Below are 23,894 nucleotides of genomic sequence, written 5' to 3'. Positions count from 1 at the left end.
CGAGACTGGTCGCCGCCGACATCTCGATCCCGCAGCGTGGGTCGGCGTGATGATCGTCGGCATCGTTGCCGGGGTGCTTGCAACCGTGCTGTTCAATGCACTGTCGGGCAAGCGGGAGTACGATGCCGAGCATCATCAAGCCGCTGCGGATGTCGCACGCGCGGTGTCTGCCACGCTCGGCGCATCGGCTGCGGTATCCGCGTCGCCCGCGCGCGTCGGCGTGCAGGGTGCCCCGGTGGCCGGTGCGTCGGCTGCCACGCCGGTGCCTGGGAGCCGTTAACGGCGTCGAGTCCTATGTCGGCAGCTTGATGACGCTTGCATCCTTGCGGATGAGAAACGATGCGCCCACCATCTGCTTACACTGGTATGCCAACCCCTTGAGCTCTTGCGCTACGTCGGACGATTCGCTGCGCGTGCGTTCCGCGTCGACGACCATTTGGTCCAGCTCATGATTCAATTGCTTGACGATGCTCGTTTGCTCGGGGGGCGGTGCGACGCCCGCTTCGGCCTGTACCAAATTGTCATGGACGATGCCCAGCGCCTTGCGCAGTGGCGCAAGCGCTTGTGCATCGACGACCGGTACGGGCTGGGTGCCCCATCCAGTGGCGCCCACGATCCCGGCCGTACGGGCCGGTGACTGTGACAGCGTCATCATCAGCGGCGCGGACGCCGTGATCTGTGCCGTCAACGCGTGCACGCGCACCAACAGGTCGTTCAACTCAGCGACATAGCGTTGCGCGGACTTCGGTTCGAGCAACATGCGCTGCAACGCCTGCCCGACGTTGGCGAATGCAATATGCACATTCTTACGCGCGAGCCGGTATCGAATGTCGCTGTCAATCGCCGACGCGGCGGCGCTGGCCGCCGGCGTTGGTTGTGCGGTTGCGCTGGAAACCAGCGCGCTGGCCTTCTTGCCCGTACCCTTCTTGTCCGCCGGCGCGGTCGGATCCGGAGTGGGCGGCTTGGCCTGGTCTGTTACGCTGCTGGCCGCGGTCCCCGATTTGCCCGCATACCAGCAGATTTCCAGATATTGCCGGGTTGCGCTGAGCAAGCCGTTGACGAGTTTGCCCATCAGCCGATACTCCCAGTAGGGAAACAGGTGGCTTGCGGCGATCGCAATCGCGCAGCCTAGCACTGTATCAATCGCACGTTCGCCGATGATGCGCAGACTACCGGGTGCCAGCATGTGGAACATCAACAGGACATATGACGACGTGAATACGACGCTGGCCGTGTAGTTGAACAGCAACAGGCTGTAGCTCATCACCATGCTGGCGAACATGACGGCCAACAGCAGCGGCGGTTCCTTCACGAACAGAATCAGCGCGATGCTCGCCGCACAGCCAATCGTGGTACCGATGATCCGTTGCGTATTGCGTTGTTTGGTGAGCGAGTAACCAGGCTTCAGGATGATGATGGTCGTCATCACAATCCAGTACGCGTTCGTGAGCGGCAGCAGGCGGCCAAGCCACAAGCCGATCGCCACCGCAACGGTGACGCGCAACGCGTGCCGAAAGCTGGGCGAGGACATGGTTAGATTCGAGAAGATCTGCAGCCACGGCACGCGCCGGCTCGATAGGAAGCGCGACAGCGCCTGATCGATCCGCATCTCCGTGTCTTGCGTGCTGATATCCACGCGCGTGTTGCGGTGCATGCGCTCGATTAGCCGCTGTGCGCTCCAGACGCGCCGGAATGCCGACACAATCGTCGAGTACGCCTCCGGATTGGTGGTTGGCAATGCCTTTTTGCGCATCAGCTCGATCTCGTACTCGATCGCGCGCAGTTCCGCCTTCGCGTTGATTCGCTGTGCCGACGGGCGATCCTGTAGCACGGCTAGCCCAATGTCTTCCAGGTCGGACGCGGCCTTCTTGATCAGATCGCGAAAAAATACCATCAAGTCCGAGCCGCCGAAGGTTGCGCGGATCATCGCGTGATCGACGTGCGCACCGACGAACAGCTCGTGCAGGTCGACCGTATTGATGAACAAGTTGAACAACATCGTGCGGCGTGCATCGAGTTGCCCGCTGCGCAGCTTCGGCAGGTTACGCAGTACGATGTCGCGCGCCGCCTCTTGTCGGTCTACGGCCAGCACCTGCTTGTCGACTAGTTGCCTATTGCACTCATCCAGATCATGCGCCGGACCATAGAAACGAGCGCGCGCGCGCAGGTAGTCGGCGCATGCGAACACACTTTCGGCGATCGCCTGTTGCTCGATCCGGTGGGTCTGCCAGCGTGACACGAACGTCGACCAGTACGTGTACCAGATTCCGCCGGCCAGGATCCAGCCGGCATTGGCCAGTGCCTGGAGCGGCGTGAAGCGCTCCTCCAGCGTCACCACCATCATGAATAGCGTCGCGAAGCTGATCTGCGGCCACTTGTTCCCGTAGACGACGATCAAGGACAGCACGAAAGTCAACGGTACGACCGTTAGCCACAGCGATAGCGGGTGAGCGGTCGCGATGCCGGTGGCCAGCGCCGAAAAGAACCCGATCACGCTGCACGCGAGCATCTCGTTGTGTTTGTATTTCAGGGGCCCGGGCATGTCGACCACACATGCGCCCAGTGCGCCGGTCGAAATCGTGAAGCCTAGCTCCCGATTGTGAAAGACGACGAGCAATACCACGGCCGGCAACGAGATGCCGGTCGCGATCCGAAGCCCACCGTAGAAATACTGACTGTATAGAAATTTCTTGATTTCGATCGAATATCGCATCGACGCTTGGGCGGGCACACAATGCTGCGAGTCTAGCGCACTTCGCCGATGTTTTTTGCGGCCGCCTGAAGTCATGCTCGTGCGTGCCGGCGGCTAGGCTTCCGGCCCACAGCCCGTTAACGTACCGGGACAGCGTAACGCCACGGGTCCGTCACGCACAATAGGCCGAACGGCCGGGTTCGCGGGCGGCCGGCGCTTTGTTATGCTTGGGTCTTTCACTGACGACGGGGCGTCCACGTGGCCGTCGCGCGTTGCGATTTTTATCCGCCGCTTCATGCTTGAACTGTTTTACTCAAACCGCTACGAGACGCTTGCCGCGGCGCTGTTGGACGACCTCGAGCGCATCGGCTGCGACCTGTGGCGGCCGCAGCCGATCATCGTGCCGAATGTCGCGGTACGCCGACGGCTCGAATTGGACTACGCCGACCGGTTCGGCCTGTGCGCGAATGTCGAATTTTGCTATCTCGCGCAGTGGTTATGGGCACAGATCGCGCGCGTCGAAGCAATCGACGTGCCGCGCGAATCGCCGTTCGCGCCGGAGCGGCTCGTATGGCGGCTTTACCGGATGCTCGCGCAGCGCGGCACGGTGTCCGATGGCGACGGCCAGACGCCCTTGACGCGACTGGACGCCTACCTGGCGGCGGCGGATCCTGCGATGATGTTCGATCTGGCGCGTCGCATTGCCTGCGTTTTCGATCATTATTTGACGTATCGTCCACATTGGCTTGCCCAGTGGCTGGCAGGCGAGTCGATCTTCGCGCCGCGCCACCAGCCGGACGGCGCGCAACGGCTTGCCGGCGCGACGCCGATACAGCGTGCCGACGAGGCTTGGCAAGCACAATTGTGGCGCGACGTGCTAAACGAACTAGCCGGCGGACGCGATGCCGGTGCGCTCGAACGGATGTCGCCGCCCGCATACCGGTTTCTGTCGATCGCATCGCAATTGGATCTGGACGATGTCGCGCGCGCGGACTGGCCGGCGCAGGTCAGCGTGTTCGCGTTGCCGACGATGCCACCACTGCATGTGCAATTGCTGCGCGAGTTGTCGCGCTGGATCGATGTACGGATCTATGCACTTAATCCATGCCGTGAGTACTGGTTCGACATCGTCACGCAACGGCGCGCCGACGCGTTGGATGCGGCGGGGCAACTCGACTACCAGACGGTCGGGCACCCACTGCTGGCCGAGTGGGGGCGGCAGACGCAAGCGCAACTCGCGTTGCTTCATGAGCATACCGAGGGTGCGGTGGCGGGCGAGAGCAGCGAATTCGTCGAGGCCCCGGCGTGCAGCTGGCTCGCCGTCGTACAGAATGCAATCCTGTCGCTCGCGCATCCGGTGTCGCCATCGCCACCGCCTGCGCGCGATGGCATCGAAGTTCACGTCTGTCACAGCCTGACGCGGCAGTTCGAGGTACTCCATGACCGGCTGCTGGCCGAATTCGATGCGGATCCGAGTTTGACGCCGGCCGACGTACTGATCGCGGTGCCCGACCTGATTGCCGCCGCGCCGATCGTGGACGCGGTGTTCGGCGCGGTGCCGCCGGGCGACCCGCGCCGCATCCCATATCGCGTCACCGGCTTGCCGCCGTCTCAAGCCAATCCGCTCGCGCGCACGCTGCTGGACTGGCTGGCCCTGGCGGAGCGCGACGTCAACGCGTCCGCGCTAGTCGAATGGCTGCGCGTGGACGCGATTGCGGCGCGCTATGACATCGACCCGGTGGCGCTGGACACCGTGCAACGGTGGTTGGCGCACGCCGGCGCGCGCCGTTCGTTCGCGCCGCGTGAGCAGCGGGATCTTGACGCGCCCCGCGCTCGCCATACGTTTGCTGACGCCTTGACGCGGTTGTTTCTTGGCTACGCGATGCCGGATGACGCTCTGCCTGTCGGCGATTGGTTGCCGGTGGCGGCATCCACCGGCGCCGACGCCATGCTGCTTGGGCGGCTCGCGCAATTCGTCGACGAGCTCGATGCATTCGCGCTCGCGTGCGCGACACCGCATACGGTTGCGCAGTGGCGTCATGTGTTGCTCGCCGTGCTCGACCAGTTCTTTGATGCCCGCGGCCCGGATGCTGATTCATTGAGCGGGCTGCGCGACGCGCTCGATGCGCTCTTCGTGCAAATCGAAGCAGGCGCGCCACATACACCGTTGCCCGCGGCGGTGTTGCGTACGGCTTTATTGTCCGTGCTCGACGATCCTGCGCGCGGCGGGGTCCCGTCTGGCGCGGTGACCGTATCGCCGCTATCCAGCCTGCGTGGTGTGCCGTTCCGTGTCGTCTGCGTGGCTGGCATCGACGATGGCGTGTTGCCCACGCTCTCGCGCGCGGATGAGTTCGACCTGATGGCCTCGTTTGCGCAATCCGGTGACCGGCAACGTCGCGATGACGAGCGCAACCTGTTCCTAGACCTCATGTTGGCGGCGCGCGATACCGTGCTGCTCAGCTATACCGGCCGCAATATCTGCGACAACGCCGAGTTGCCGCCATCGGCGCTGGTGACCGAGTTGCTTGATCACCTTGCGTCGTTGAAGGCGGGCGAAGGGGCAAGTCTTGACGAAATTGCACTGGCGCGGCGCAGTTTTGTCACGGAACATCCGTTGCAGCCGTTCGCGCTGTCGTATTTTTCGATGCAGGGGCCTTTGTTGACCTACGATGCAGATCGCGCGCAAGTGGCCGCAGCGCTTGCCGATCCGACACAGCGGATGGAGGCGGACGCCATGCCGCCGTTTTTTGGCGACGCGCTGCCCCCCGATATGCGCGAGACGATCGGGTTGGACGAATTGGTGCGATTCTGGCGCCACCCGCAACGCGCGCTGCTGCGCGAACGACTGGGCATCGTGCTGCATCGCGCGCAGGCCCCATTGCCCGACACCGAGCCGTACGAGTTCGATTATGCGGGACGCGATGCGCTTGCCGGGCGCCTGTTGCCGTTGCTAGTGGAGTCATCGGCGTACGCCGAGCGGGCCCATGAAATCGCGCGTGCGATTCCCGAATTGCCGGGAGGTGCGACCGGACGCGCGATACACGAGCGTGAGGTGGTGGCGTTGAGCAAGCTGGCCGAGCACATCCGGGGGCAGGTCGGCACTAAACTCGAACCTGCCGAATTTTCGATCCACGTTGCCCCGCGCTGGCCTGAACGGCTCGGGTCCGTATCGACGTTGCTGGACCGGGTGCCGGCGTGGCGCGAGACGGTGTTGTTGCCGACGGTGTTGACTGGCGTGCTGGACGGTGTGACACGTAACGAATTGGTACTCTACCGCTATGCCAGGCCGACCGCTCGTGATTACCTTGATGCGTGGTTGCGCCATCTATGCTGGTGTGCCGCAAGTCCGCAAGCATCACGTCAGACGCTGTGGATCGGCGACGACGAGCGCTTCGTGCTCACGACGCCACGGGACCCGCACGCGTACCTGGGCGAGTTGCTTGCACTGTATCGTGCCGGGTTACGCGCGCCGTTGCGTTTCTTTCCAAAAAGCGCCTGGTTACTCGTGTCGCAAAGCGACTCCGCCGCCCGCAACGCGTGGTCGAACGAACGTACGGGTGGCGAGCTCGACGATCCGGCGATCCAGCTCGTGTTGCGCGGCACGCCGATGACACTGGACGATACGTTTGTCGCCATTGCCAAGACGGTGTTCGAACCACTGCTCGCGCACCTACAGCCGGCGGAGGACGCCTGATGACTTCCGACGTGCTTGAACTCGACGTCTTCGCGTGCGCGCTTGATGGTGTGACGCAGATCGAGGCCTCCGCCGGCACCGGCAAGACTTGGAACATCTGTGCGCTCTATCTCCGCCTGTTGCTCGAAAAGGACTTACAAGCGGACCAAATCCTGGTCGTGACCTTTACGAAAGCGGCCACCGCGGAGCTGCACGCGCGAATCCGAGCGCGCCTGATGCAACTCGAGCAGGCGCTCGCGCATGGCGCCGCGCTGGACGACCCGTTCGTGACCGGGCTAATCGGGCGGATTGTTGATGGCGACGCGCCGGAAACGGCCACACAGCGCGCGCTGAAGCGGATCCGGCGCGCGTTGCATGGTTTTGATCAGGCCGCGATCCATACGATTCATGCGTTTTGTCAACGTGCGCTGCAAGAAGCGCCGTTTGCGGCTGCAATGCCGTTCGCGCTCGAGACCGAAGCCGACGACGCCGCGCTGCGCTTCGATGTCGCCGCGCAGTTCTGGCGCGAGCGCGTTGAACCGGAAGCGGCGCGCACGCCGGGATTCGCACACTGGCTCGTTTCGCAAGGCGCCGGGCCCGCGGTGCTGCAGGCGCTGCTCGCGCAACGTCTAAAAAAGCCGTTGGCCGAACTCGTATGGACCGATCCGGCGTGTGATGCGACGGTTGACACGACGATCGATCATTTTGACCGCGCCGGCAACCTATGGCGTGAAGAGCGAGAGCAGATCGCGCAGCGGCTTGCCGACTGTGCCCTCCAGTTGGACCGGCGCACGCACAAGCCGTCTCAGGTGCAAGCCGCGCTGGCGGCGTGGGAGCGCTTTTTTGTGCGCGGTGACCGTTATGCGCCGATTTCGAAGGACGCGCTGAAGTTGACTTCGTCCTCACTGGCCGCTGCCACCAAGGCCAAATGCCAGCCGCCGGCACACCCGTTCTTCGACTGCGCGGACGCGTTGGTTGCCGCGTTCCGTGCAGAGCAGGCGATGCATCTGCGTCGTTGGTTTGCGTTGGTGCGCGAGTGGCTGCATATTGGGCCGCCGAGCGTTGCCGAACGCAAGCGCATTGCGCGGGTCATGTCGTTTGATGACCTGCTAGCCAATTTGTATCGTGCGCTGCATACGCACCGTTGGCTCGCCGATGCGTTGCGTGAGCGCTATCCCGCAGCGCTGATCGATGAATTCCAGGACACAGACCCGCTGCAGTTTGCCATTTTTAACCAGATTTTTGCGCCGAAGGGCCCCTTGTTTCTCGTTGGCGACCCGAAGCAGGCGATTTACAGTTTTCGTGCTGCCGATTTGCATACGTACCTGGACGCGCGTGCTCATGCCAGCGCCCGCTACACGTTGGCCGTCAATCAACGGTCCGATCCCGCGCTGATCGCTGCGTGCAACCGCTTGTTCGGGGCCAACCCGCGCGCTTTTGTGCTAGACGGACTCTACTATCACCCAGTGCGCGCCGGCATGAAGACGCGACCGACATTTGCCGACCGGCACGATCCGCTCGGCGCAACCGATGGCAGTGGGGCGGCCCTGAGAGTATGGTGGCTGCCAGACCACGCGCCGCTGAGCAAGCGCGATGCCGAGCGTGCAGCCGCCGAGGCGTGCGCGGCAGAGGTCGCACGGCTAATGCGCGACGCGCGAGCAGGGGATGCGACGATCGGCACCGAGCCGCTCGCCCCGGCCAATATCGCCGTGCTCGTGCAGACGCATCGGCAGGGTATGTTGATGAAACGGGTATTGCGCGGATGGGGCATCGGCAGCGTGGAGCTTGGCCAAGCCTCGGTGTTCGCGTCGATCGACGCAGAGCAATTCGAACGCGTCTTGCTGGCAATCGACACGCCAGGTGACTTGCGACGCTTGCGGGCGGCATTGGCCACGGACTGGATCGGTTTGGACGCGGCGGCATTGTGGGCCATCGAGCAAGGTGAACCAGCCGCTGCCGTGGCTGGCCGATGTGAGCCGGTGCCATCGGACCTGGATTCGGCATCGTGGGTGGAGCGGTTTGCGGGCTATCGGTTGCTTTGGCACGAGCGTGGCTTTGCGCCGATGTGGCGCATCGTGATGCGCGAACTGTGCATTGCGCAGCGCCTGGCCAGAGCAGACGACGGTGAACGCCGGCTGACCGACGTGAATCACCTGGCCGAACTGATTCAGGCTCGTGACAGCGAACACCCCGGTATCGCGCCAACCCTGTGCTGGCTGAGTGCGCAACGCGCGGATCCCGGCATCGGCGACGAGACGCAATTGCGGCTCGAATCAGACCGAGACCTGGTCCAGATTGTGACGGTCCACAAGTCCAAGGGGCTCGAATACCCCGTGGTGTTTTGCCCGTTCCTGACCAACGGTGCATTACGTGTAGGGCCCTCGTCCACTGCATTGCCGGTGGCGCGCGAGTACCATCGTGATGATGGACTTGCCGTGCTGCACTTTGGCTGCGACGGCGATGACGCGCAGCGCATCGATCGAGGCGTGATGCGTGAACAGGCGGCCGAGCGTGCGCGCCTGATCTATGTCGCGCTCACGCGTGCGGTGTATCGGTGCTATCTCGTTGCGGGGATCTACGCGAGCGGCGCCCATGCATCGACGAAGGAGGCGCGCCAAAGTGTGCTGAACTGGCTCGTTGCGGGTGGATCGTCGCATTTCGACGCGTGGTTGGATGCACCACCTGAAGCTGCCGCGTTGGCGGCATGCTGGCGCGCGTTACCGGGTGACGAGGATAGCATTGTCGTTGTGCCGCTGCCGATCGTGGCCCGGCGTGATCCGTTGCCTCCACCTGATGCATCGCACGTAGACGTGCGCCCACGCGTGCCGGCGCGCCATCTCTTCGATGCCTGGCGGACCGCGAGTTTTAGCTCGCTCGCCTCGGCGCGGCAGCGGCCGTTACCGGGTATCGACGATGTGTTGCACGCGCGACCCGATCACGGCGACGATGATGTCGATCAGTTTGATGCGCAGGCGATTGCAGCAGAACCTGAACCGATGCTGGACAGCGCGTTGACTGGGCTACATGACGACGACATCCTGCGTTTCCCCCGGGGGCCGGCCGCAGGCGACTGTCTGCATCGGCTGATGGAGCTTGCCGATCTGCGCGATCCTTCCAGCTGGCCAACTGCCATCGTGCGGGCGCTGACCGAGCAGCCGGTGCATTCGCGCGAGTTGAGCACGGAACGGCTCAGTGCCATGATGATGCGCCTGTTGCGGGATCTTGCGCATACTCCGCTCGAAGCGGACTTCATGCTTGGCGAGCTGGATCCGTCGCGTCGGTTGACCGAGCTTGAATTTGTCTTCCCGGTTGCGTCGCTCAACATGCGCCGGCTTGCGACAATGCTTGAGGAGCACGGCATCGCCGGCGTGGCTCTCGACGATGGCGTATTGCACGGCTATCTGAAGGGGTTCATCGATGCTGTGGTCGAGTTCCGCGGCCGATTCTGGATTATCGACTGGAAATCGAACCATCTCGGCAACTCGCCGCACGCGTATCGCGCGCACGCGCTATCGGCCGCGATGGACACCCATGCATACCGGCTGCAGGCGTTGATCTACACGATTGCGTTACACCGATATTTGAAGGTGCGACTGCCGGATTACGACTATGACACCCATTTTGGTGCAAGCCTGTACCTATTTTTACGAGGCGTGCGTCCGGATTGGCCTGGTGCCGGCATCGAACGATTCAGGCCGACGCGCGCCGTCGTCGAGGCGTTCGACGCACTGTTTTCAGCGGGGGGTGGCCATGCTTGATTTCAGGAGGTACGGACCATGCCCGGCTTCGGTGGAGAGCAGTGATGACTGACATCATGCTGGCCCAGGGGTTCTCGCGCCGGATCGGCGCGCTTGCGCAGCGCTTGGGAGCAGCCGCCGGCGATGCACGCGTCGCTGCGGCCGCCGCCGCGATGGTCAGCGCGGCGACTGCGAACGGACATGTCTGCATCGAGTTGGCAGCGCTCGCGCGGCAACTCGGGCAGCCGCCCGACACAGTCCGCGCGTTACTGCTCGCAAGCGGCGTTGCCGCGTGCATCGACGATGACGAGCCGGCGCCCCGTTTGCCGCTGGTGATCGATACCGATGACCGACTCTATCTCGCACGCTATTACGAATTCGAGCGTGGATTGGCCAATGCACTGAGCGCACGTGCGCAAGCGGAATTTGATGATGCGTCGTCCGATGACGCGCAGCGGTGGCGTAACGTGTTGTCCCGCTATTTCGGCGAGGCGAGCGGCAGCGGCCTCGACTGGCAGCGCGTCGCGGCGGCTGTCGCCTTGTCCGGGAAACTGACGATTGTGAGTGGTGGGCCAGGCACGGGTAAGACGACCACGGTCGTCGGCGTGCTGGCCTGTTTGCTCGATGCCAAACCGGACCTGCGCATCGCGCTGGCGGCGCCCACCGGCAAGGCGGCACAGCGCATGCTGGAGGCATTGGCGTCCCGCACAGACCGGTTGGCCCACCATATCGCCGCCAAGCTGCCAACCGCATCATATACGCTGCATCGGTTGCTGGGCAGCACACCGGACAGGGGCTTTCGCCACCATCGGCGCAATCCTTTGCCGTACGATGTTATCGTCGTTGACGAGGCTTCGATGATCGACGTCGCGCTGGCAAGCCGGTTGGTGGACGCCGTTGCACCGCGTGCTCGGTTGATTCTACTGGGCGACAAGGACCAATTGGCCGCGGTCGACGCGGGAGCGGTGTTCGCCGAACTGAGTGCCCATCCGTGCTATGTTGGCCAGCGCGCCGAGCGCATCGCGCAGGCGCTTGGCTGCACGACCAACACATTGCGCAACGCGCTTGCCTGGCATGTTCGCGGTGGCCTGCCCCAACGCGAACACACTGATCTGCTACCGGATGGGGATGTGCTCCCGGAGCGGGCGGATTATCGCGCGTTGTTCGATACGCTTGGCGTGTTGGCCGCGCCGCCTGACACGCCGACGACGCCCTCGGCGCCTGCACAGCGCGATCTGTTCGCCGACGACAATCCGGCGGATGGGGCGGGTACCATCGATCCGGTGCCGAACGACACGGCGAGCGCGGCCGACAGTGCACAGCCCGCCGCGCTCGCCAATTGCGTCGTGTGGTTGCAGACCAACTATCGATTCGGTCTTGATTCTCCGATTGGACAGCTGTCCAGTGCAATCCGCGACGGTTCGCCGGCGGACGCGCTCGGCGTGCTCGAGGCGGCAGACGATTGCGCGCCTGCCTACTTCATCGATGACGGCGGACCGGCACTCGGACACGCGGCACGCGAATATATCGCGCGAGGTTTCGCACGCTATGCCGATCTGCTGGCTGGGATGTTGCAGCGGCGCGAGCCGCAGGCCGGTGTGCTGTTCGACGCGCTTAACGCATTCCGTGTGCTGTGCGCGGTTCGCGCCGGTCCACACGGTGTCGATGCATTGAATGAGTGGATCAGTGCTGAACTGCGTCGGGTCGCCCGTTTGCCATTTGCGCCGGCCGCCCGGTGGTTTGCCGGCCGTCCGGTCATCGTCACGCGCAACGACTATGCGCTCGGCCTGTTCAATGGCGACATCGGCATTGCGCTGCCGGCTGGCGACGGCGCGCTGCGGGTGGTCTTCGAACAGGGGGCTGGACAGCGCCGGAGTGTGTCGCCCGCGATGCTGCCGTCGCACGATACGGCATTCGCGCTCACGGTCCACAAGTCACAGGGTTCGGAATTCGAACGGGCTGCGCTGGTGTTGCCGCCTACGTTCAGCCGGGCTTTGTCGCGGGAGTTGATTTACACGGCTGTGACCCGTGCGCGGGCTCAAATCGCGATTATTGGCACGCGTGCGGTGCTGGCACAGGCCATTGGCACGCCGACCCGCCGCGATACCGGACTGTCGGCGCGGTTACGATACGCGGCGGCGCGTGCACAGCGCGAAACCGCCTCGTCACGATAAAGTCGTGAGCGCCTGTCCGGCCTAGTCGGTCACCGGCCGTCTGCCGGCCTTGATTTGGCCATGGCGCGCCTTCTTGTCGAGCCTGCGCATCCGCGACGCCAGCGTCGGCCGGGTTGCCCGGCGGGGTCGACGGGAGAGACTGGCGCGTTCGATCAGCTCGTGCAGGCGTGCGAGCGCCTCGGTACGATTCGACTCCTGTGTCCGGTAGGACTGCGCCTTGATCACGATGACCCCATCGCGCGTAATACGGTTATCGTTCAGCGCGAGCAAGCGCATCTTGACAACCTCGGGCAGCGACGAAGACCGAATCGAAAACCGTAAGTGGATCGCACTGGACACCTTATTGACGTTTTGTCCACCTGCGCCTTGCGCTCGCACTGCCGTCATGGTGATTTCGTGGTTGGGAACGACGAGTTTGTGCATGGTTCAGTGTCTGCCCCTACCGGCCAGTTCAGCCGATATAGCATCATGGAAGCTGGTCCGGATTGCCCGCGCCAGCAACGCGTCCTAGGTGATTTTGTCGGCGCTGACGTTGCAGTGCACCAGGGCCTCATAGCCGATGATACCTTCTATGCATGCGATGCCGCTACGTCGCATCATGTTCCTCGGCACCTTGCCATGTTGGACGCTTCGCTCGCGCGTACCTTGCGCGTAATGCTTGCTGGCCGGCGGACGGTCAGCATTTCTTTTGAGTCGCAGCATCATGAATGTCAAGCTCGATCAGTATGATTTTCGGATTCTTGAACTGCTGCAGCAGGACGCTCGCATTTCGCATGCCGAGGTCTGACGGCGCGTCCATCTGAGCCAGCCGGCTGTATCCGAGCGGATCCGCAGGCTCGAGGCCAGTGGCGTGATTGCCGGATATCGCACGCAAGTGGATCCGGTCAAGCTTGGCTATGCGATCTGCGCGATGATACGGATGCGCGCCCGGCACCACGGCGAACATGGCGCGCAACCGCAACAGGATCCGTCGCGGATTGGCAAGCCAGCGCCAGGCGTTACGATTCTTGCGTGCGTAACCGCTTGATGAGGCCGGCGGCGAGCGCGGTGCCGATCAGCACGACCCCGCATCCCTCGATCATTCGCATCGACACGGATTCCGCGAGGAACAGCGCGCCCCACAGAATACCGAACACCGGTATCACGAACGTTACCGTCATCGCGCGGGCCGGGCCGGCCGTGGCCAGCAAATGGAAGTAGAGCCTGTACGCGATACCCGTGCACGCGACACCGAGCGCCAGCACCGCGAGCCACGCATGCGTCGAGACCGGGGCAGCAGGCCAACACCACGCGGCCAGCGGCAACAAGGCGATGGACGCGCCGACCATGCTGCCGCACGCCACGGTCAACGAGTCCACCCCGGACAGATATTGTTTGGTGTAGTTCGCCGCCACGCCTTATAAGCGTGACGGGCGTGACGGAGCCCGCGTGCGCCCCGATGGGCGACTGAGGGACGGCCAGGAGTGGCTAGCGGCGCGGTGGTAGAAGTGCCGCCGGCGGAAGCGCCGCCTGCTGGGTCGTTCCGCCGCGGCTCACGCGAGCCGCGTCCCTGTCGCGCGACGAAGCCTTACTTGCCGACCTGGTTGCCGATGATGCCGCCGACAGCTGCGCCGCCCAGCGTCGACAGTGCGTTGCCGCCGATTGCCGCGCCGGCGACGCCGCCCACGCCCGCGCCGATCGCGGTGTTGCGCTGGCGTGTGGTCATCCCGTCGCACGCCACCAAGCTCGTCAGCAGCGCGGCGACGAGCGCCGCGGCGCCAATACGCTTAACCGAATTCATGATGGTGACTCCTCGTTGTATTGATTGTCAGCCTGATTCGATAGTACGCGACCGATACGTTTCAAGACGTTACGGCTTTGTAGGCGATTCGTCGCTTTTGTAAGCAAATGTTACTTTACTGTTTCTGGTAGATCTCGGCGCCCGACTGCTTGAACTCGATTGCCTTGACTTCCATGCCCTTGCGCAGCGCCTCCACTTCGCCAACACCTTGCTTCTCGGCAAACTCGCGCACGTCCTGCGTGATCTTCATCGAACAGAAATGCGGGCCACACATCGAGCAGAAGTGGGCAACCTTTGCGGAATCCTTCGGCAGTGTCTCGTCGTGGAATTCGCGCGCCTTGTCCGGATCGAGTCCGAGATTGAACTGATCCTCCCAACGGAACTCGAAGCGGGCCTTCGACAACGCGTTGTCACGCATCTGCGCGCCGGGATGCCCCTTCGCAAGGTCGGCGGCGTGTGCGGCAAGCTTGTACGTGATAATGCCTTCCTTGACATCGTCTTTGTTCGGTAACCCCAGGTGTTCCTTCGGCGTCACGTAGCACAGCATCGCGGTGCCGAACCAGCCGATCATCGCCGCGCCGATGCCCGAGGTGATATGGTCGTATCCCGGTGCGATGTCGGTGGTCAGCGGTCCGAGCGTATAGAATGGCGCTTCGTTGCACCACTCCAGCTGCAAGTCCATGTTTTCCTTGATCAACTGCATCGGCACGTGCCCCGGGCCTTCGATCATCGTCTGCACATCGTGCTTCCATGCAATCTGCGTCAACTCGCCCAGCGTCTTGAGTTCGGCGAGCTGTGCCTCGTCGTTTGCATCGTAGACCGAGCCCGGCCGTAACCCGTCGCCCAGCGAGAAGCTCACGTCGTATGCCTTCATGATCTCGCAGATGTCTTCGAAATGTTCGTACAGGAAGCTCTCGCGGTGATGGGCAAGACACCACTTGGCCATGATCGAACCGCCGCGCGAGACAATCCCCGTCATGCGGCTTGCAGTCATCGGTACATAGCGCAGCAGCACGCCGGCATGAATCGTAAAGTAGTCGACGCCTTGTTCGGCCTGCTCAATCAGCGTGTCGCGGAAGATTTCCCAGGTCAGTTCTTCCGCCTTGCCGTGAACTTTCTCCAGCGCCTGATAGATCGGCACGGTACCGATCGGCACCGGGCTGTTGCGGATAATCCACTCGCGCGTCTCGTGGATGTTCTTGCCGGTGGACAAGTCCATCACGGTATCGCCGCCCCAGCGGATCGCCCATGTCATCTTGTCGACTTCCTCGCCGATCGATGACGTGACAGCGGAGTTGCCGATGTTTGCGTTGATCTTCACCAGGAAGTTGCGGCCGATGATCATCGGCTCGGATTCGGGATGATTGATGTTGGCCGGAATGATTGCGCGACCGCGCGCGACTTCGTCACGCACGAATTCGGGGGTGATTTCGCGGGCCTGAGTGCCACTGAATGCCGTCGCGCCGAATGCGTTGCCACGGTGCTGCCGGCCGATCAGCTCGGCCAGCTTGGCGCCCTGTGGCCCGCTGGCGCGCAGACTCTCCAGATACTCATGACGACGCTGGTTTTCGCGGATCGCAATGAACTCCATTTCCGGCGTGATGATGCCGCGGCGCGCGTAGTGCATCTGGGTCACGTTGGCGCCGGCCTTGGCTCGCCGCGGCGCGCGATGTAGCCCTGGAAAGCGTAGTTGCGCGGTGTCCGGGTCGGCCGCGCGGGCCTGGCCGTACTGGCTCGAGAGCCTTTTCAGCCGCTCGGTGTCGCCGCGCTCCTCGATCCAGGCCTCACGCAGCGCGGGCAGGCCGGCACGGATGTCAATCCTGGCGTCGGGATCAGTATACGGGCCGGACGTGTCATAGACCGTGATCGGCGGGTTTTTCTCACCACCGAAGCCGGTCGGTGTGTCGGCCTGGCTGATTTCGCGCATCGGAACCCGCAGGTCGGGCCGGGAGCCGGTCACATAGATTTTGCGGGAATTCGGCAGCGGCGTGACCGCGGCATCGTCCACGCGTGCGGACTCGGACAGAAACTTTGGGTTGGCAACCATCGCATGTCTCCTGTGGGCAAGGGCAACGGAACACGGGAGACCAGAGAAGCGGTGGAGCGGGGCGGATGCGGCGACCATCGTTGATCGACCCCGGACGCTTCCCTGCGCTGGCATTACCCAGATCAGGTTCAAAGGGTGTTTCTCACCCGCTTGACAATGGTGCGCAAGCAGGACCCCCGCGTAGCAAGGTCACGATACACCGGTTCAGGGGCGTTTGGCAACCGCCGTCCGTAATGTTGACGCCGCTGTCCGTGACGTTTGCCCTCCATAACGTGGGATGGAATCTAGGGTCGTGTGGTTTTTTGAGGTCGCACCACCCAACCCCAGCGGTTTCAGTCTCAGTAAATTAGGGTAGAGCTTACGCTAAATGGAGTAAGGCTTACTCATTGTATGAAACAAAGTGGCGGCCTCTACTTGTCTGCGTACCCTACAACCAGTGCGTCGTGCCACCGTTCGGTAAACGGCTCTAAGCCCTTGATTTCGAGAGGACAATGTGTTGTCAGCCAGTGCGTTGCCGGGGTAGCGAGCAACCATTCTGGCATTGCCTTTGCTTTCATTGCGCTCGTTGCCGAATCCCGGCACTTGCTATGGAGGTCGCGATCATGTTGAAGTGGGCATTATTTTTTGCGATTGTCGCCATCATCGCGGGATTGCTTGGATTCAGCGGCATTGCCACGGGCGCGGCCGCGATTGCGAAATTCCTGTTCTTCGTCTTCGTCGTGCTGTGCGTGATGTGCCTGCTGATCGGCATTTTTGTCGCGAAGAAGATCACCTAGCCGCCACACGCAAACGGCGGGTGTGTCATGCGCGGCTTAAAGGTGCCGCGATGCTGCACGCCACAGCACGGTTGCTTCTTGTTGCAGCCGTGATGGCAGGCGCATCGGAATTGACCGACTTGGCCACGCGCGGCGCGCAGACCGCGCAAAAATCTTGTTTTATGTTTCGCTGTCGTGTTTGTCGTCAGGTTGCTGATTGGCGTGACAAGGACATGACGGTTATTTATGGAGGTCGCGATGACAGACACTTTTAGACTCGACTTAGAGACAATCCGTGAGCGCGCTCGCCAGCATATGGACGAGGGTCCCGTGACGTCGACCTACAGCGCGGATCGCGACACGATCCTAAAGCTGCTCAATGACGCGCTGGCTACGGAATTGGTCTGCACGCTGCGCTATAAGCGGCACTATTTCATGGCAAAAGGGATCAACTCGGAAGCGGTGGCCGACGAGTTTGCACAGCATGCGGCCGAAGAGCAGCAGCATGCGGATCAGCTTGCGCAGCGCATCGTGCAGTTGGGCGGGTCGCCCGATTTTGCGCCAGCCGGGCTGGCCAGCCGCGCGCACTCCGAATATGTGGAAGGCGAGACGCTGACCGAGATGATTCGAGAAAACCTGGTTGCGGAGCGCATCGCGATTGATACCTACCGCGAGATCGTCAAGTACATTGGCGACAAGGACCCGACCACGCGCCGCATTTTCGAGGAAATCTTGGCGGTTGAGGAAGAGCATGCCGACGACATGGCCGACTTGCTCGAGGAGCGCGCCTAACGCGCAGGCCGCTTCACGCGGCCTGCGCGCGTCGCTGTCCGCCGCGCCAATGGACTACGCCGGCCAGCGCGGCGGCGGCCAGCCCGAATATTGTGATCCCGCACCTGGCACGGGCCGCTGTTGGGTAGGTCCAGGTAGCTCAGGAGGTTCATCAGCGTTGGCGTGCAGCACGCCTACCTCGTAGCGGCCGCCCTGGCCTCGGCTGTCAGTGCCATCAAGGGCATTGCGGTGGCGTCACGCGTCACGAGCGTCGTCGAGCAGAATGGCGACCTGCGCCGTCATATCCACCCATTGCGTGCGGTCTGGATTCAGCACGTCGAACAGCGCGTAGAAGAATACCGCGTTGTTGATCTTCTCTGGCGGGGGCTAGATTCAGATCGCATCGGCCTCTGCGGCCTGGGCTTTGACTGTCATCGTCGACAGATCGGCCAGCTTCACCAGCCTGGGGACTTGGAACGATGCGACGACTGCCTGGTCCTCCAGCGTGCACACGAGTGTAACGACAGCAGCGATCGGGGTGGGCCGATCCTCTAACACGTATAGCGGGCATTGCGTCATGAGCAATTTGATGTGTTGACAGGGCAGGCGCGATTCAAGGTTGCCAGATGGCGACCGCACGAGCCGTGTTGTGCTGTCAACCACTACACATGTCTGTCGGTATTTCGTTTGCAACTATGCACACAGGTGACGGCGTGTGCGGATGTTGGCCAGCTCAGGAGGACAACCCAGCTGCGTGCATCGCGATGCGCAATGCACCAGCGACGACGGCCAACGCGGTGACGCCGGTCGTCCATAGTGCGACCAACCAAGCCAATCGCTTAATCCAAGCCGGCACGCGGTTTCGACGGGATGTTGGCATCAATGGTAGTGCTCGCCAGGATGTACCTTGCCCCGGAACACATAGTACGACCACGTCGTGTAGCCGAGGATGAACGGGATGATGAACAGGGTGCCGAGCAGTGTAAAGCCCTGGCTCTGCAACGGACCGGCCACGTCCCAGATCGATAGCGACGGTGGCACGATGTTCGGCCAGATGCTGATTGCCAGCCCGGTGTAACCTAGGAACATCAGCGCCAGCGCGCACAGGAACGGACCGGCGTGCGGCGTGTGGCTCAACGAGCGTCGGAGAGCATAAACGGAAAGCAGCACCAGCAATGGGACGGGGCAAAACCAAAGCAGGTTAGGCAGCGTAAACCAGCGCTGTGCGATGTGGGGATGGGCGATTGGCGTCCAGATGCTGACAATCGCGATCGCGGCGAGCACGAGCCATGCGAGCCGCCGCGCTATGCCGATCATCGTGCGTTGCAACGTATGTTCGGTTTTCATGATCAGCCATGTCGCGCCCAGCAGTGCATAGATCGCGACCACGCCAAGTCCGCAAAAGAGTGCAAACGGCTTGACCCAATCGAGGGCGCCGCCAGCGAACGCATCGCCGTTGACCTTCACGCCGTCGATATACGCGCCCAGCGCTACGCCCTGGAAGAATGACGCGAGCAACGAGCCAGCCACGAATGCGATGTCCCAGATGGGGCGCTCGCGGTCGTTGGCCTTGAAACGGAACTCGAACGCCACGCCGCGAAAGATCAGGCCGAGTAGCATGAAAATCAGCGGCAGATACAACGCGCTCAGCAAAATCGCATAGGCTCGTGGAAACGCGGCCAGCAGTCCGGCACCGCCCAGCACCAGCCAGGTTTCATTGCCGTCCCAAACCGGCGCGACGCTGTTCATCATCAAGTCACGCTCCGTACGGTTCGGCACGAAAGGAAAGAGCAGGCCGATACCCAGGTCGAAGCCGTCAGTCACGACATACATCATCACGCCGGCAAAGATGATCACGGCCCAGACCAGAGAAATGTCAAAACCCATTGTCTTTATCTCCCGACGTCGCCCATCGTGGCCGTTCGACGCTCATCTTCGTGCGCGGCGGACAGCGGCCGCGCCGGGGTGTGCGGCTGTCCCGGGCCGCCCGTGGGCGGCCGGGTATCGGGTCGCAGCTGGGGCCCCTGACGGATCAGCCGCAGGATATAAGCCAACCCAGCCCCGAAGACGAATAAATATGACACGACGAACAACACCACCGATAGCAGTATTTCCGGCGCCGGATGTGGCGTCACCGCATCGGTGGTTCGCAGCAGGCCATACACGACCCAAGGCTGCCGACCGATTTCTGTGGTCAGCCAGCCTGCGAGTACGGCGGCCAGTCCGGCCGGCCCCATCACCAGCGTGCAGCGCAGGAATGCGCGGCAGTGGTATAGGCGTGCGCGGCGGCGCAAGAACAGGCTCCATGCGCCCAGCGCAATCATCAATAGGCCGAGGCCAACCATCGTGCGAAAGGTCCAGAACACCACGGTCGAATTCGGCCGCTCGTCTGGGGGAAACGCCTTCAAGCCCTGGAATTGCTTGTTCCAGCTATGTGTCAGGATCAGGCTGCCCAAGTGCGGGATCTCGAGCGCATAACGAGTCTGCTCGCGTTGCATGTCGGGCCAGCCGAAGACGATCAGCGGTACGGCTTCGTTTCCACGATTCTCCCAGTGGCCTTCGATGGCAGCAAGCTTGGCTGGTTGATGTTCCAGCGTGTTGAGTCCGTGTGCGTCGCCCACCACGGCCTGGATCGGCGCGACGACCAATATCATGCCCATCGCCATCGATAGCATCTTGCGGATCGCCGCATTGTCGTGGCCGCGCAGCAGGTGCCAAGCGGCCGATGCGGCCACGAACAACGCGGTGGCCAGAAACGCGGCCAGGCTCATGTGCACGAGGCGGTACGGGAACGATGGATTGGCGATGACTTGCAGCCAGTGGACGGGCACGACGTGCCCGTCGATGATCTGATATCCCTGCGGAGTTTGCATCCAGCTGTTTGAGGCCAAGATCCATGTCGTTGAAATTAGCGTCCCGACGGCAACCATGATGGTTGACAGGAAATGCAATCCCGGTCCGACCTTGTTCCACCCGAACAGCATGACGCCGAGGAATCCCGCCTCGAGGAAAAACGCGGTCAGTACCTCGTAGGCGAGCAGCGGGCCGGTTACGCCCCCGGCAAAGCGCGAAAAACCCGCCCAGTTGGTGCCAAACTGATAGGCCATGACGATGCCCGACACCACGCCCATGCCGAAGTTGACGGCAAAGATCTTGATCCAGAATTGATACAGGTCGCGGTAGACGACGTTGCGCGTGCGCAGCCAGCATCCCTCGAGCACGGCCAGATAGCTCGCCAGGCCAATCGTGATGGTGGGAAAGAGAATATGGAAAGAGATCGTAAAAGCGAACTGAAAGCGCGCCAAATCCAGCGCGGACAAGCCTAACATGCGAGTTCCTCCATCGCGGCAACGACGTCCGCGGTTGGACGTCGCGCCATGGCGAAGCAGACCCCGTGCCCGCGCCCCCCGGCGCGCGATGGTTGAGTGCGGCCGCACTATTGCGCCAGCAGTGCGGCGTATCGATCCAGGCCCATGTTGCCCCCGCTGAGCAGCACGCCGATACACTTGCTTGTGAAGCGGCCCGCGACGCAGCGGGCCGCTGCAAAGCCCAGGTAACCCGTCGGCTCGACGACAATCTTCATCCTTGATGCAAAAAACCGGAGGCAACGATCAACCCGTCGTCCGATGCGATCTCGATATCAGTGACGTCGCGCTGAATGATCGGGAAGGTCAATTGCCCCAGTTGCTGCGTCTGCGCGCCGTCCGCGAGAGTCTTTGGTGTGTCGATGCGCACGCGTGAGCCGCTGCGCAACGATTGTTGTCCGTCATTGCCCGCTTTCCGCTCGACACCGAACAACTCACAATGCAGCGAGCGCCGTCCTGGACAGCAGTCCGCCGCCTAGCGGCACGAACAGTGCATTTTGATGTCGCATCGCTTCGACCCTCAGGTCGTGGCCGAAGGCGTGGAAAACCTAGAGCAATTCGCCTGGCTGCTCGACGCGGGTTGCGACCTCGTGCAAGGGTGCCCGGTGCGCATGCTGCCGGCGCTCGTCGAGTTTGAGCAATCGTCAAGGGGGACAATTAATCGGGCACACTTTTGAGCCATGGTATGCCGTTCCGGATTCGCGCCTGGGCTGGCGCCGAGAACTGGTTGGTTTCCATAAAGCGCGTGATCTCGTTCATCGCCACCTTCCATTGGCAATTGTTTAATCCAGATAGCACCCAATGCCCGCGAAGCTCGTTCAGTACTTTCCATAAAGTGGCTTCGTCCGTACCCTTCAATAGACTCAGTCCTTGCTGCCAGACCCGCTGTGCCAGCGTGTCGTTCATCAAAGGGACACACCTAAGTAGCCCTAATGCTGCTGAAACACGCTGCGCCGCGGGTACGCGCGCCAAATGGCGCTCAAGCAACGCAAGCTCTTGCTCTTGTTGCCTGGTGGACAACCCATCGAGTCCTGCGGGTAAATGGCGCAGTGCGACCGCCCACTGATCATCAGGCAGTGATAGAGCCCAATCGCGCACTTGCGCATACCGCACGGGTTGCTCCGCTTCCGGCAAAAACCAAATGTAACTTCCCAACGCGCCGGCCGACGAGCCTTGATGGGACCGGGGCAGGCGTAATGCGTAGTCTTGCAGGAGCGCATGGAGTTGGGGGACGCGCGGGTCTGACTGTCTGAATTTAAGCAATAAGCGGCACATTGTCGGGATGATCTGCTCCTGCTCGGCCACGCTCAGCGACGGCAGCCGTGCCAGCAGCGCGTAATACCGCTGAGCAAAGTGGGGCGTGTCAGAAGTATGGATCGAGAAATTTGACAACCCGAGCGCCAGTTCTGGCCACACATTGTCTTGTCCTGGCTTACGCTGCTCGACCAGCGCGTAGGCAAAGTCAAAGAGTTCAGTCCATACGCGGTCATAGGCGAAATCCCGGTGCATGAGCAACAGCGCTTTTTGTATCTGCACGCCTTCTTGCGGGATACACTGTGCGGCTGCGAATACACGCTTGAACACGTCGGCGCGGTCTCCTTCAGGCAACGCTCGCAGCCGTTGGCGCAGTGCGTCCAGGGGTTCGGCGTGCTGCGCTGGATTGGCGAGCGTGCCGTCCATTTCATTGAGCAACTGGTTGACCGATTCACGACTCACGGCTTGTTGAGCCCGCTGCCAATAGCGGTGCACCAGGCGTCTGGTCTGCATCGCATGATATGTGCGTCGATTGACGGTGGAAAACGGTATCACGTCTTGAACGGGCAGGTAGTCACCAATGCGTGCGATGACCTCGGTTGGCAGGTCCTGGTAAGTGGTGGGCTGCTTGAACCGTGGGTTTGCCCACGAGGCGCGGGGCGGTTGCGGCGACGGTGACGGCGCGGTGGGTGATGGGACAGATGCCAATGTGCAAACGTAGGCAGACGAGTCGTTTAAAGCGGTGTTCAGATCAAATTCCATCGGCAAGCTCAGCGATAAGTCAAGAAGACGCCACGCGCAGCGAAGCTGTGCAGCAGGCTAGCGGGTAGCGGCGCGCAGCGATACGTTGCGAGCGTGAGTTTTATGGCGGGTAAGCTCAAGTCGTGACGCGTGGCTGAGCGGCTCGGCACTAGCCGAGACAATTGGACGAATTGGATGCACACATCCATGACTTTTATTTTCATGATATGCCTCGCTCATAAAATCCGGACAGGTTAGTCTGATTAGGAGTGGTGCACCGTGACGTATGCTGTCAAACGACCTGCCCCCTGGGAAGCGGTCTACCAACAGACGCAGCGCTGGGTGCGAGCGGGCTGTTTTGAAGCGATTGCGCATGACGCCGGCACCCGGCGTACGTACTGTAAGGGCTTCGTGCTGTTGCTCAGGCGCTGGACGGCCGAACGCAGTTTCGCATGGGCGGCTCGCTTTCGACGCCTCGCTCGCAACTATGAACGTTGGCCTCAAACACTCGCCGATTTCCATTTCCTCGCCTGTGCCTGCTTGATGCTGCCCAAAATCGTCGACCTTACTCATGCAGGTTCATACAGGTTCACAACACGCTCTAGCGAAGAGTAGGGAGAGGCGCGCAGCGATACGTTGCGAGTTTAAGTTTCTTGACGATATCATAATTTACATAATCTATATTATCGCATCTTAGGGATGTAGTAGCTTTATCGATGGAATGGTCGCCTCCCGCCTCAGGCCAATCTAGGCTTTCGTGGCGTGGATGGCGGCGTCAAGCCGTCGAGCCGATCATCGGGCATGTCAAACAGGATCATGGAATACGGCGCTGCTGGCTCAAAGGCGTAACCGGTGATGCGATGCATGCCGTGGCAGTTTGCCGCGACACCGCACGAATCGGGCGC

Annotated in this window: 18 protein-coding genes, 4 pseudogenes and 1 riboswitch; of the genes and pseudogenes, 9 read left to right on the top strand and 13 right to left on the bottom strand. The window is 62.2% G+C overall.

Annotated elements, in window-relative coordinates; genetic code table 11:
- Positions 1 to 46: 46 nt before the first annotated feature.
- Positions 47 to 280, top strand: a complete 234-nt coding sequence (locus RA167_RS13855) for a hypothetical protein (RefSeq protein WP_139337196.1) — start codon at positions 47 to 49, stop codon at positions 278 to 280.
- A 12-nt stretch (positions 281 to 292) separates the two neighbouring features.
- On the opposite strand, the gene RA167_RS13850 is transcribed toward RA167_RS13855, so the two are convergent.
- Entirely contained in the window at positions 293 to 2,713 is a 2,421-nt protein-coding gene (locus RA167_RS13850; protein ID WP_076788158.1) for an FUSC family protein, read from the bottom strand.
- Between the two features lie 274 nt (positions 2,714 to 2,987).
- Here RA167_RS13850 and recC point away from each other — a divergent pair, with 274 nt between their 5' ends.
- From recC to RA167_RS13835, 3 genes are read left to right on the top strand one after another with little or no spacing between them, the layout of a single operon-like run.
- Positions 2,988 to 6,386, top strand: a complete 3,399-nt coding sequence (gene recC, locus RA167_RS13845) for an exodeoxyribonuclease V subunit gamma (protein WP_076788644.1) — start codon at positions 2,988 to 2,990, stop codon at positions 6,384 to 6,386.
- Positions 6,386 to 10,123 carry an exodeoxyribonuclease V subunit beta gene (gene recB, locus RA167_RS13840; RefSeq protein ID WP_076788156.1) on the top strand — a complete coding sequence of 1,246 codons (3,738 nt, stop codon included), beginning with the start codon at positions 6,386 to 6,388 and terminating at the stop codon, positions 10,121 to 10,123. Before recC ends, recB begins: the two co-directional genes overlap by 1 nt.
- Positions 10,124 to 10,167: 44 nt before the next feature.
- A complete protein-coding gene (locus tag RA167_RS13835; RefSeq protein ID WP_237574392.1) occupies positions 10,168 to 12,276 on the top strand; it encodes an AAA family ATPase in 2,109 nt (702 codons plus the stop codon).
- A 21-nt stretch (positions 12,277 to 12,297) separates the two neighbouring features.
- On the opposite strand, the gene arfB is transcribed toward RA167_RS13835, so the two are convergent.
- Both arfB and RA167_RS13825 read right to left on the bottom strand, forming a co-directional pair.
- On the bottom strand, positions 12,298 to 12,699 hold the full coding sequence (arfB, locus tag RA167_RS13830) for an alternative ribosome rescue aminoacyl-tRNA hydrolase ArfB (protein ID WP_076788152.1): 402 nt from the start codon (positions 12,697 to 12,699) through the stop codon (positions 12,298 to 12,300).
- An 84-nt stretch (positions 12,700 to 12,783) separates the two neighbouring features.
- On the bottom strand, positions 12,784 to 12,981 hold the full coding sequence (locus RA167_RS13825) for a hypothetical protein (protein ID WP_139337195.1): 198 nt from the start codon (positions 12,979 to 12,981) through the stop codon (positions 12,784 to 12,786).
- Here RA167_RS13825 and RA167_RS13820 point away from each other — a divergent pair.
- Positions 12,980 to 13,303 (top strand): annotated as a pseudogene (locus tag RA167_RS13820) (Lrp/AsnC family transcriptional regulator). The gene RA167_RS13825 and the pseudogene RA167_RS13820 sit on opposite strands and share 2 nt — an antisense overlap.
- Here RA167_RS13820 and RA167_RS13815 read toward each other — a convergent pair.
- The 3 genes and pseudogenes from RA167_RS13815 to thiC form a co-directional block, all read right to left on the bottom strand.
- Positions 13,275 to 13,673, bottom strand: a pseudogene (locus tag RA167_RS13815) (DMT family transporter); the annotation flags it as partial. The pseudogenes RA167_RS13820 and RA167_RS13815 overlap by 29 nt on opposite strands.
- A 170-nt stretch (positions 13,674 to 13,843) precedes the next feature.
- Positions 13,844 to 14,056 carry a glycine zipper 2TM domain-containing protein gene (locus RA167_RS13810; protein ID WP_076788147.1) on the bottom strand — a complete coding sequence of 71 codons (213 nt, stop codon included), beginning with the start codon at positions 14,054 to 14,056 and terminating at the stop codon, positions 13,844 to 13,846.
- A 115-nt stretch (positions 14,057 to 14,171) separates the two neighbouring features.
- A complete protein-coding gene (thiC, locus tag RA167_RS13805) occupies positions 14,172 to 16,103 on the bottom strand; it encodes a phosphomethylpyrimidine synthase ThiC (protein WP_076788145.1) in 1,932 nt (643 codons plus the stop codon).
- Between the two features lie 81 nt (positions 16,104 to 16,184).
- Positions 16,185 to 16,291: riboswitch (TPP riboswitch) on the bottom strand.
- 414 nt (positions 16,292 to 16,705) lie between these two features.
- Between thiC and RA167_RS13800 the strand changes: the two genes are divergently transcribed.
- Both RA167_RS13800 and RA167_RS13795 read left to right on the top strand, forming a co-directional pair.
- Positions 16,706 to 16,879 carry a DUF1328 domain-containing protein gene (locus RA167_RS13800; protein ID WP_076788642.1) on the top strand — a complete coding sequence of 58 codons (174 nt, stop codon included), beginning with the start codon at positions 16,706 to 16,708 and terminating at the stop codon, positions 16,877 to 16,879.
- 237 nt (positions 16,880 to 17,116) lie between these two features.
- On the top strand, positions 17,117 to 17,650 hold the full coding sequence (locus tag RA167_RS13795; RefSeq protein WP_233203373.1) for a ferritin-like domain-containing protein: 534 nt from the start codon (positions 17,117 to 17,119) through the stop codon (positions 17,648 to 17,650).
- 372 nt (positions 17,651 to 18,022) lie between these two features.
- Here RA167_RS13795 and RA167_RS13790 read toward each other — a convergent pair whose 3' ends face one another.
- The 5 genes and pseudogenes from RA167_RS13790 to RA167_RS13770 all read right to left on the bottom strand — a co-directional run.
- Complete coding sequence (locus RA167_RS13790) at positions 18,023 to 18,208, bottom strand: hypothetical protein (RefSeq protein ID WP_076788140.1); 186 nt, start codon at positions 18,206 to 18,208, stop codon at positions 18,023 to 18,025.
- 154 nt (positions 18,209 to 18,362) lie between these two features.
- Entirely contained in the window at positions 18,363 to 18,509 is a 147-nt protein-coding gene (locus RA167_RS13785; RefSeq protein ID WP_076788138.1) for a DUF2474 domain-containing protein, read from the bottom strand.
- On the bottom strand, positions 18,509 to 19,516 hold the full coding sequence (gene cydB, locus RA167_RS13780; RefSeq protein ID WP_076788137.1) for a cytochrome d ubiquinol oxidase subunit II: 1,008 nt from the start codon (positions 19,514 to 19,516) through the stop codon (positions 18,509 to 18,511). The genes RA167_RS13785 and cydB overlap by 1 nt, the downstream gene beginning before the upstream one ends.
- A 5-nt stretch (positions 19,517 to 19,521) precedes the next feature.
- Positions 19,522 to 20,958, bottom strand: a complete 1,437-nt coding sequence (locus RA167_RS13775; protein ID WP_076788135.1) for a cytochrome ubiquinol oxidase subunit I — start codon at positions 20,956 to 20,958, stop codon at positions 19,522 to 19,524.
- Positions 20,959 to 21,065: 107 nt separating this feature from the next.
- Positions 21,066 to 21,491 (bottom strand): annotated as a pseudogene (locus RA167_RS13770) (pyridoxal-phosphate dependent enzyme); the annotation flags it as partial.
- Between the two features lie 3 nt (positions 21,492 to 21,494).
- Between RA167_RS13770 and RA167_RS13765 the strand changes: the two are divergent.
- A complete protein-coding gene (locus tag RA167_RS13765) occupies positions 21,495 to 21,671 on the top strand; it encodes an EAL domain-containing protein (RefSeq protein ID WP_083706128.1) in 177 nt (58 codons plus the stop codon).
- Here RA167_RS13765 and RA167_RS13760 read toward each other — a convergent pair.
- On the bottom strand, positions 21,652 to 23,010 hold the full coding sequence (locus RA167_RS13760) for a hypothetical protein (RefSeq protein WP_076788133.1): 1,359 nt from the start codon (positions 23,008 to 23,010) through the stop codon (positions 21,652 to 21,654). The genes RA167_RS13765 and RA167_RS13760 overlap by 20 nt on opposite strands.
- 8 nt (positions 23,011 to 23,018) lie before the next feature.
- Positions 23,019 to 23,213, bottom strand: a complete 195-nt coding sequence (locus RA167_RS13755) for a hypothetical protein (protein ID WP_139337194.1) — start codon at positions 23,211 to 23,213, stop codon at positions 23,019 to 23,021.
- A 178-nt stretch (positions 23,214 to 23,391) separates the two neighbouring features.
- Between RA167_RS13755 and RA167_RS13750 the strand changes: the two are divergent.
- Positions 23,392 to 23,604 (top strand): annotated as a pseudogene (locus tag RA167_RS13750) (hypothetical protein); the annotation flags it as partial.
- Between the last annotated feature and the right edge of the window lie 290 nt (positions 23,605 to 23,894).

Source organism: Mycetohabitans endofungorum (assembly GCF_037477895.1).
Lineage (GTDB): Bacteria > Pseudomonadota > Gammaproteobacteria > Burkholderiales > Burkholderiaceae > Mycetohabitans.
This window is presented reverse-complemented; position numbering and strand designations above follow the sequence as displayed.

Coding starts and splice junctions, on each gene's coding strand:
- RA167_RS13850 (WP_076788158.1), bottom strand. CDS start 2,713: ATGCGATATTCGATCGAAATCAAGAAATTTCTATACAGTCAGTATTTC.
- recC (WP_076788644.1), top strand. CDS start 2,988: ATGCTTGAACTGTTTTACTCAAACCGCTACGAGACGCTTGCCGCGGCG.
- recB (WP_076788156.1), top strand. CDS start 6,386: ATGACTTCCGACGTGCTTGAACTCGACGTCTTCGCGTGCGCGCTTGAT.
- RA167_RS13835 (WP_237574392.1), top strand. CDS start 10,168: ATGACTGACATCATGCTGGCCCAGGGGTTCTCGCGCCGGATCGGCGCG.
- arfB (WP_076788152.1), bottom strand. CDS start 12,699: ATGCACAAACTCGTCGTTCCCAACCACGAAATCACCATGACGGCAGTG.
- RA167_RS13825 (WP_139337195.1), bottom strand. CDS start 12,981: ATGATGCTGCGACTCAAAAGAAATGCTGACCGTCCGCCGGCCAGCAAG.
- RA167_RS13810 (WP_076788147.1), bottom strand. CDS start 14,056: ATGAATTCGGTTAAGCGTATTGGCGCCGCGGCGCTCGTCGCCGCGCTG.
- thiC (WP_076788145.1), bottom strand. CDS start 16,103: ATGGTTGCCAACCCAAAGTTTCTGTCCGAGTCCGCACGCGTGGACGAT.
- RA167_RS13800 (WP_076788642.1), top strand. CDS start 16,706: ATGTTGAAGTGGGCATTATTTTTTGCGATTGTCGCCATCATCGCGGGA.
- RA167_RS13795 (WP_233203373.1), top strand. CDS start 17,117: ATGACAGACACTTTTAGACTCGACTTAGAGACAATCCGTGAGCGCGCT.
- RA167_RS13790 (WP_076788140.1), bottom strand. CDS start 18,208: ATGACGCAATGCCCGCTATACGTGTTAGAGGATCGGCCCACCCCGATC.
- RA167_RS13785 (WP_076788138.1), bottom strand. CDS start 18,509: ATGCCAACATCCCGTCGAAACCGCGTGCCGGCTTGGATTAAGCGATTG.
- cydB (WP_076788137.1), bottom strand. CDS start 19,516: ATGGGTTTTGACATTTCTCTGGTCTGGGCCGTGATCATCTTTGCCGGC.
- RA167_RS13775 (WP_076788135.1), bottom strand. CDS start 20,958: ATGTTAGGCTTGTCCGCGCTGGATTTGGCGCGCTTTCAGTTCGCTTTT.
- RA167_RS13765 (WP_083706128.1), top strand. CDS start 21,495: ATGTCGCATCGCTTCGACCCTCAGGTCGTGGCCGAAGGCGTGGAAAAC.
- RA167_RS13760 (WP_076788133.1), bottom strand. CDS start 23,010: ATGGAATTTGATCTGAACACCGCTTTAAACGACTCGTCTGCCTACGTT.
- RA167_RS13755 (WP_139337194.1), bottom strand. CDS start 23,213: ATGAAAATAAAAGTCATGGATGTGTGCATCCAATTCGTCCAATTGTCT.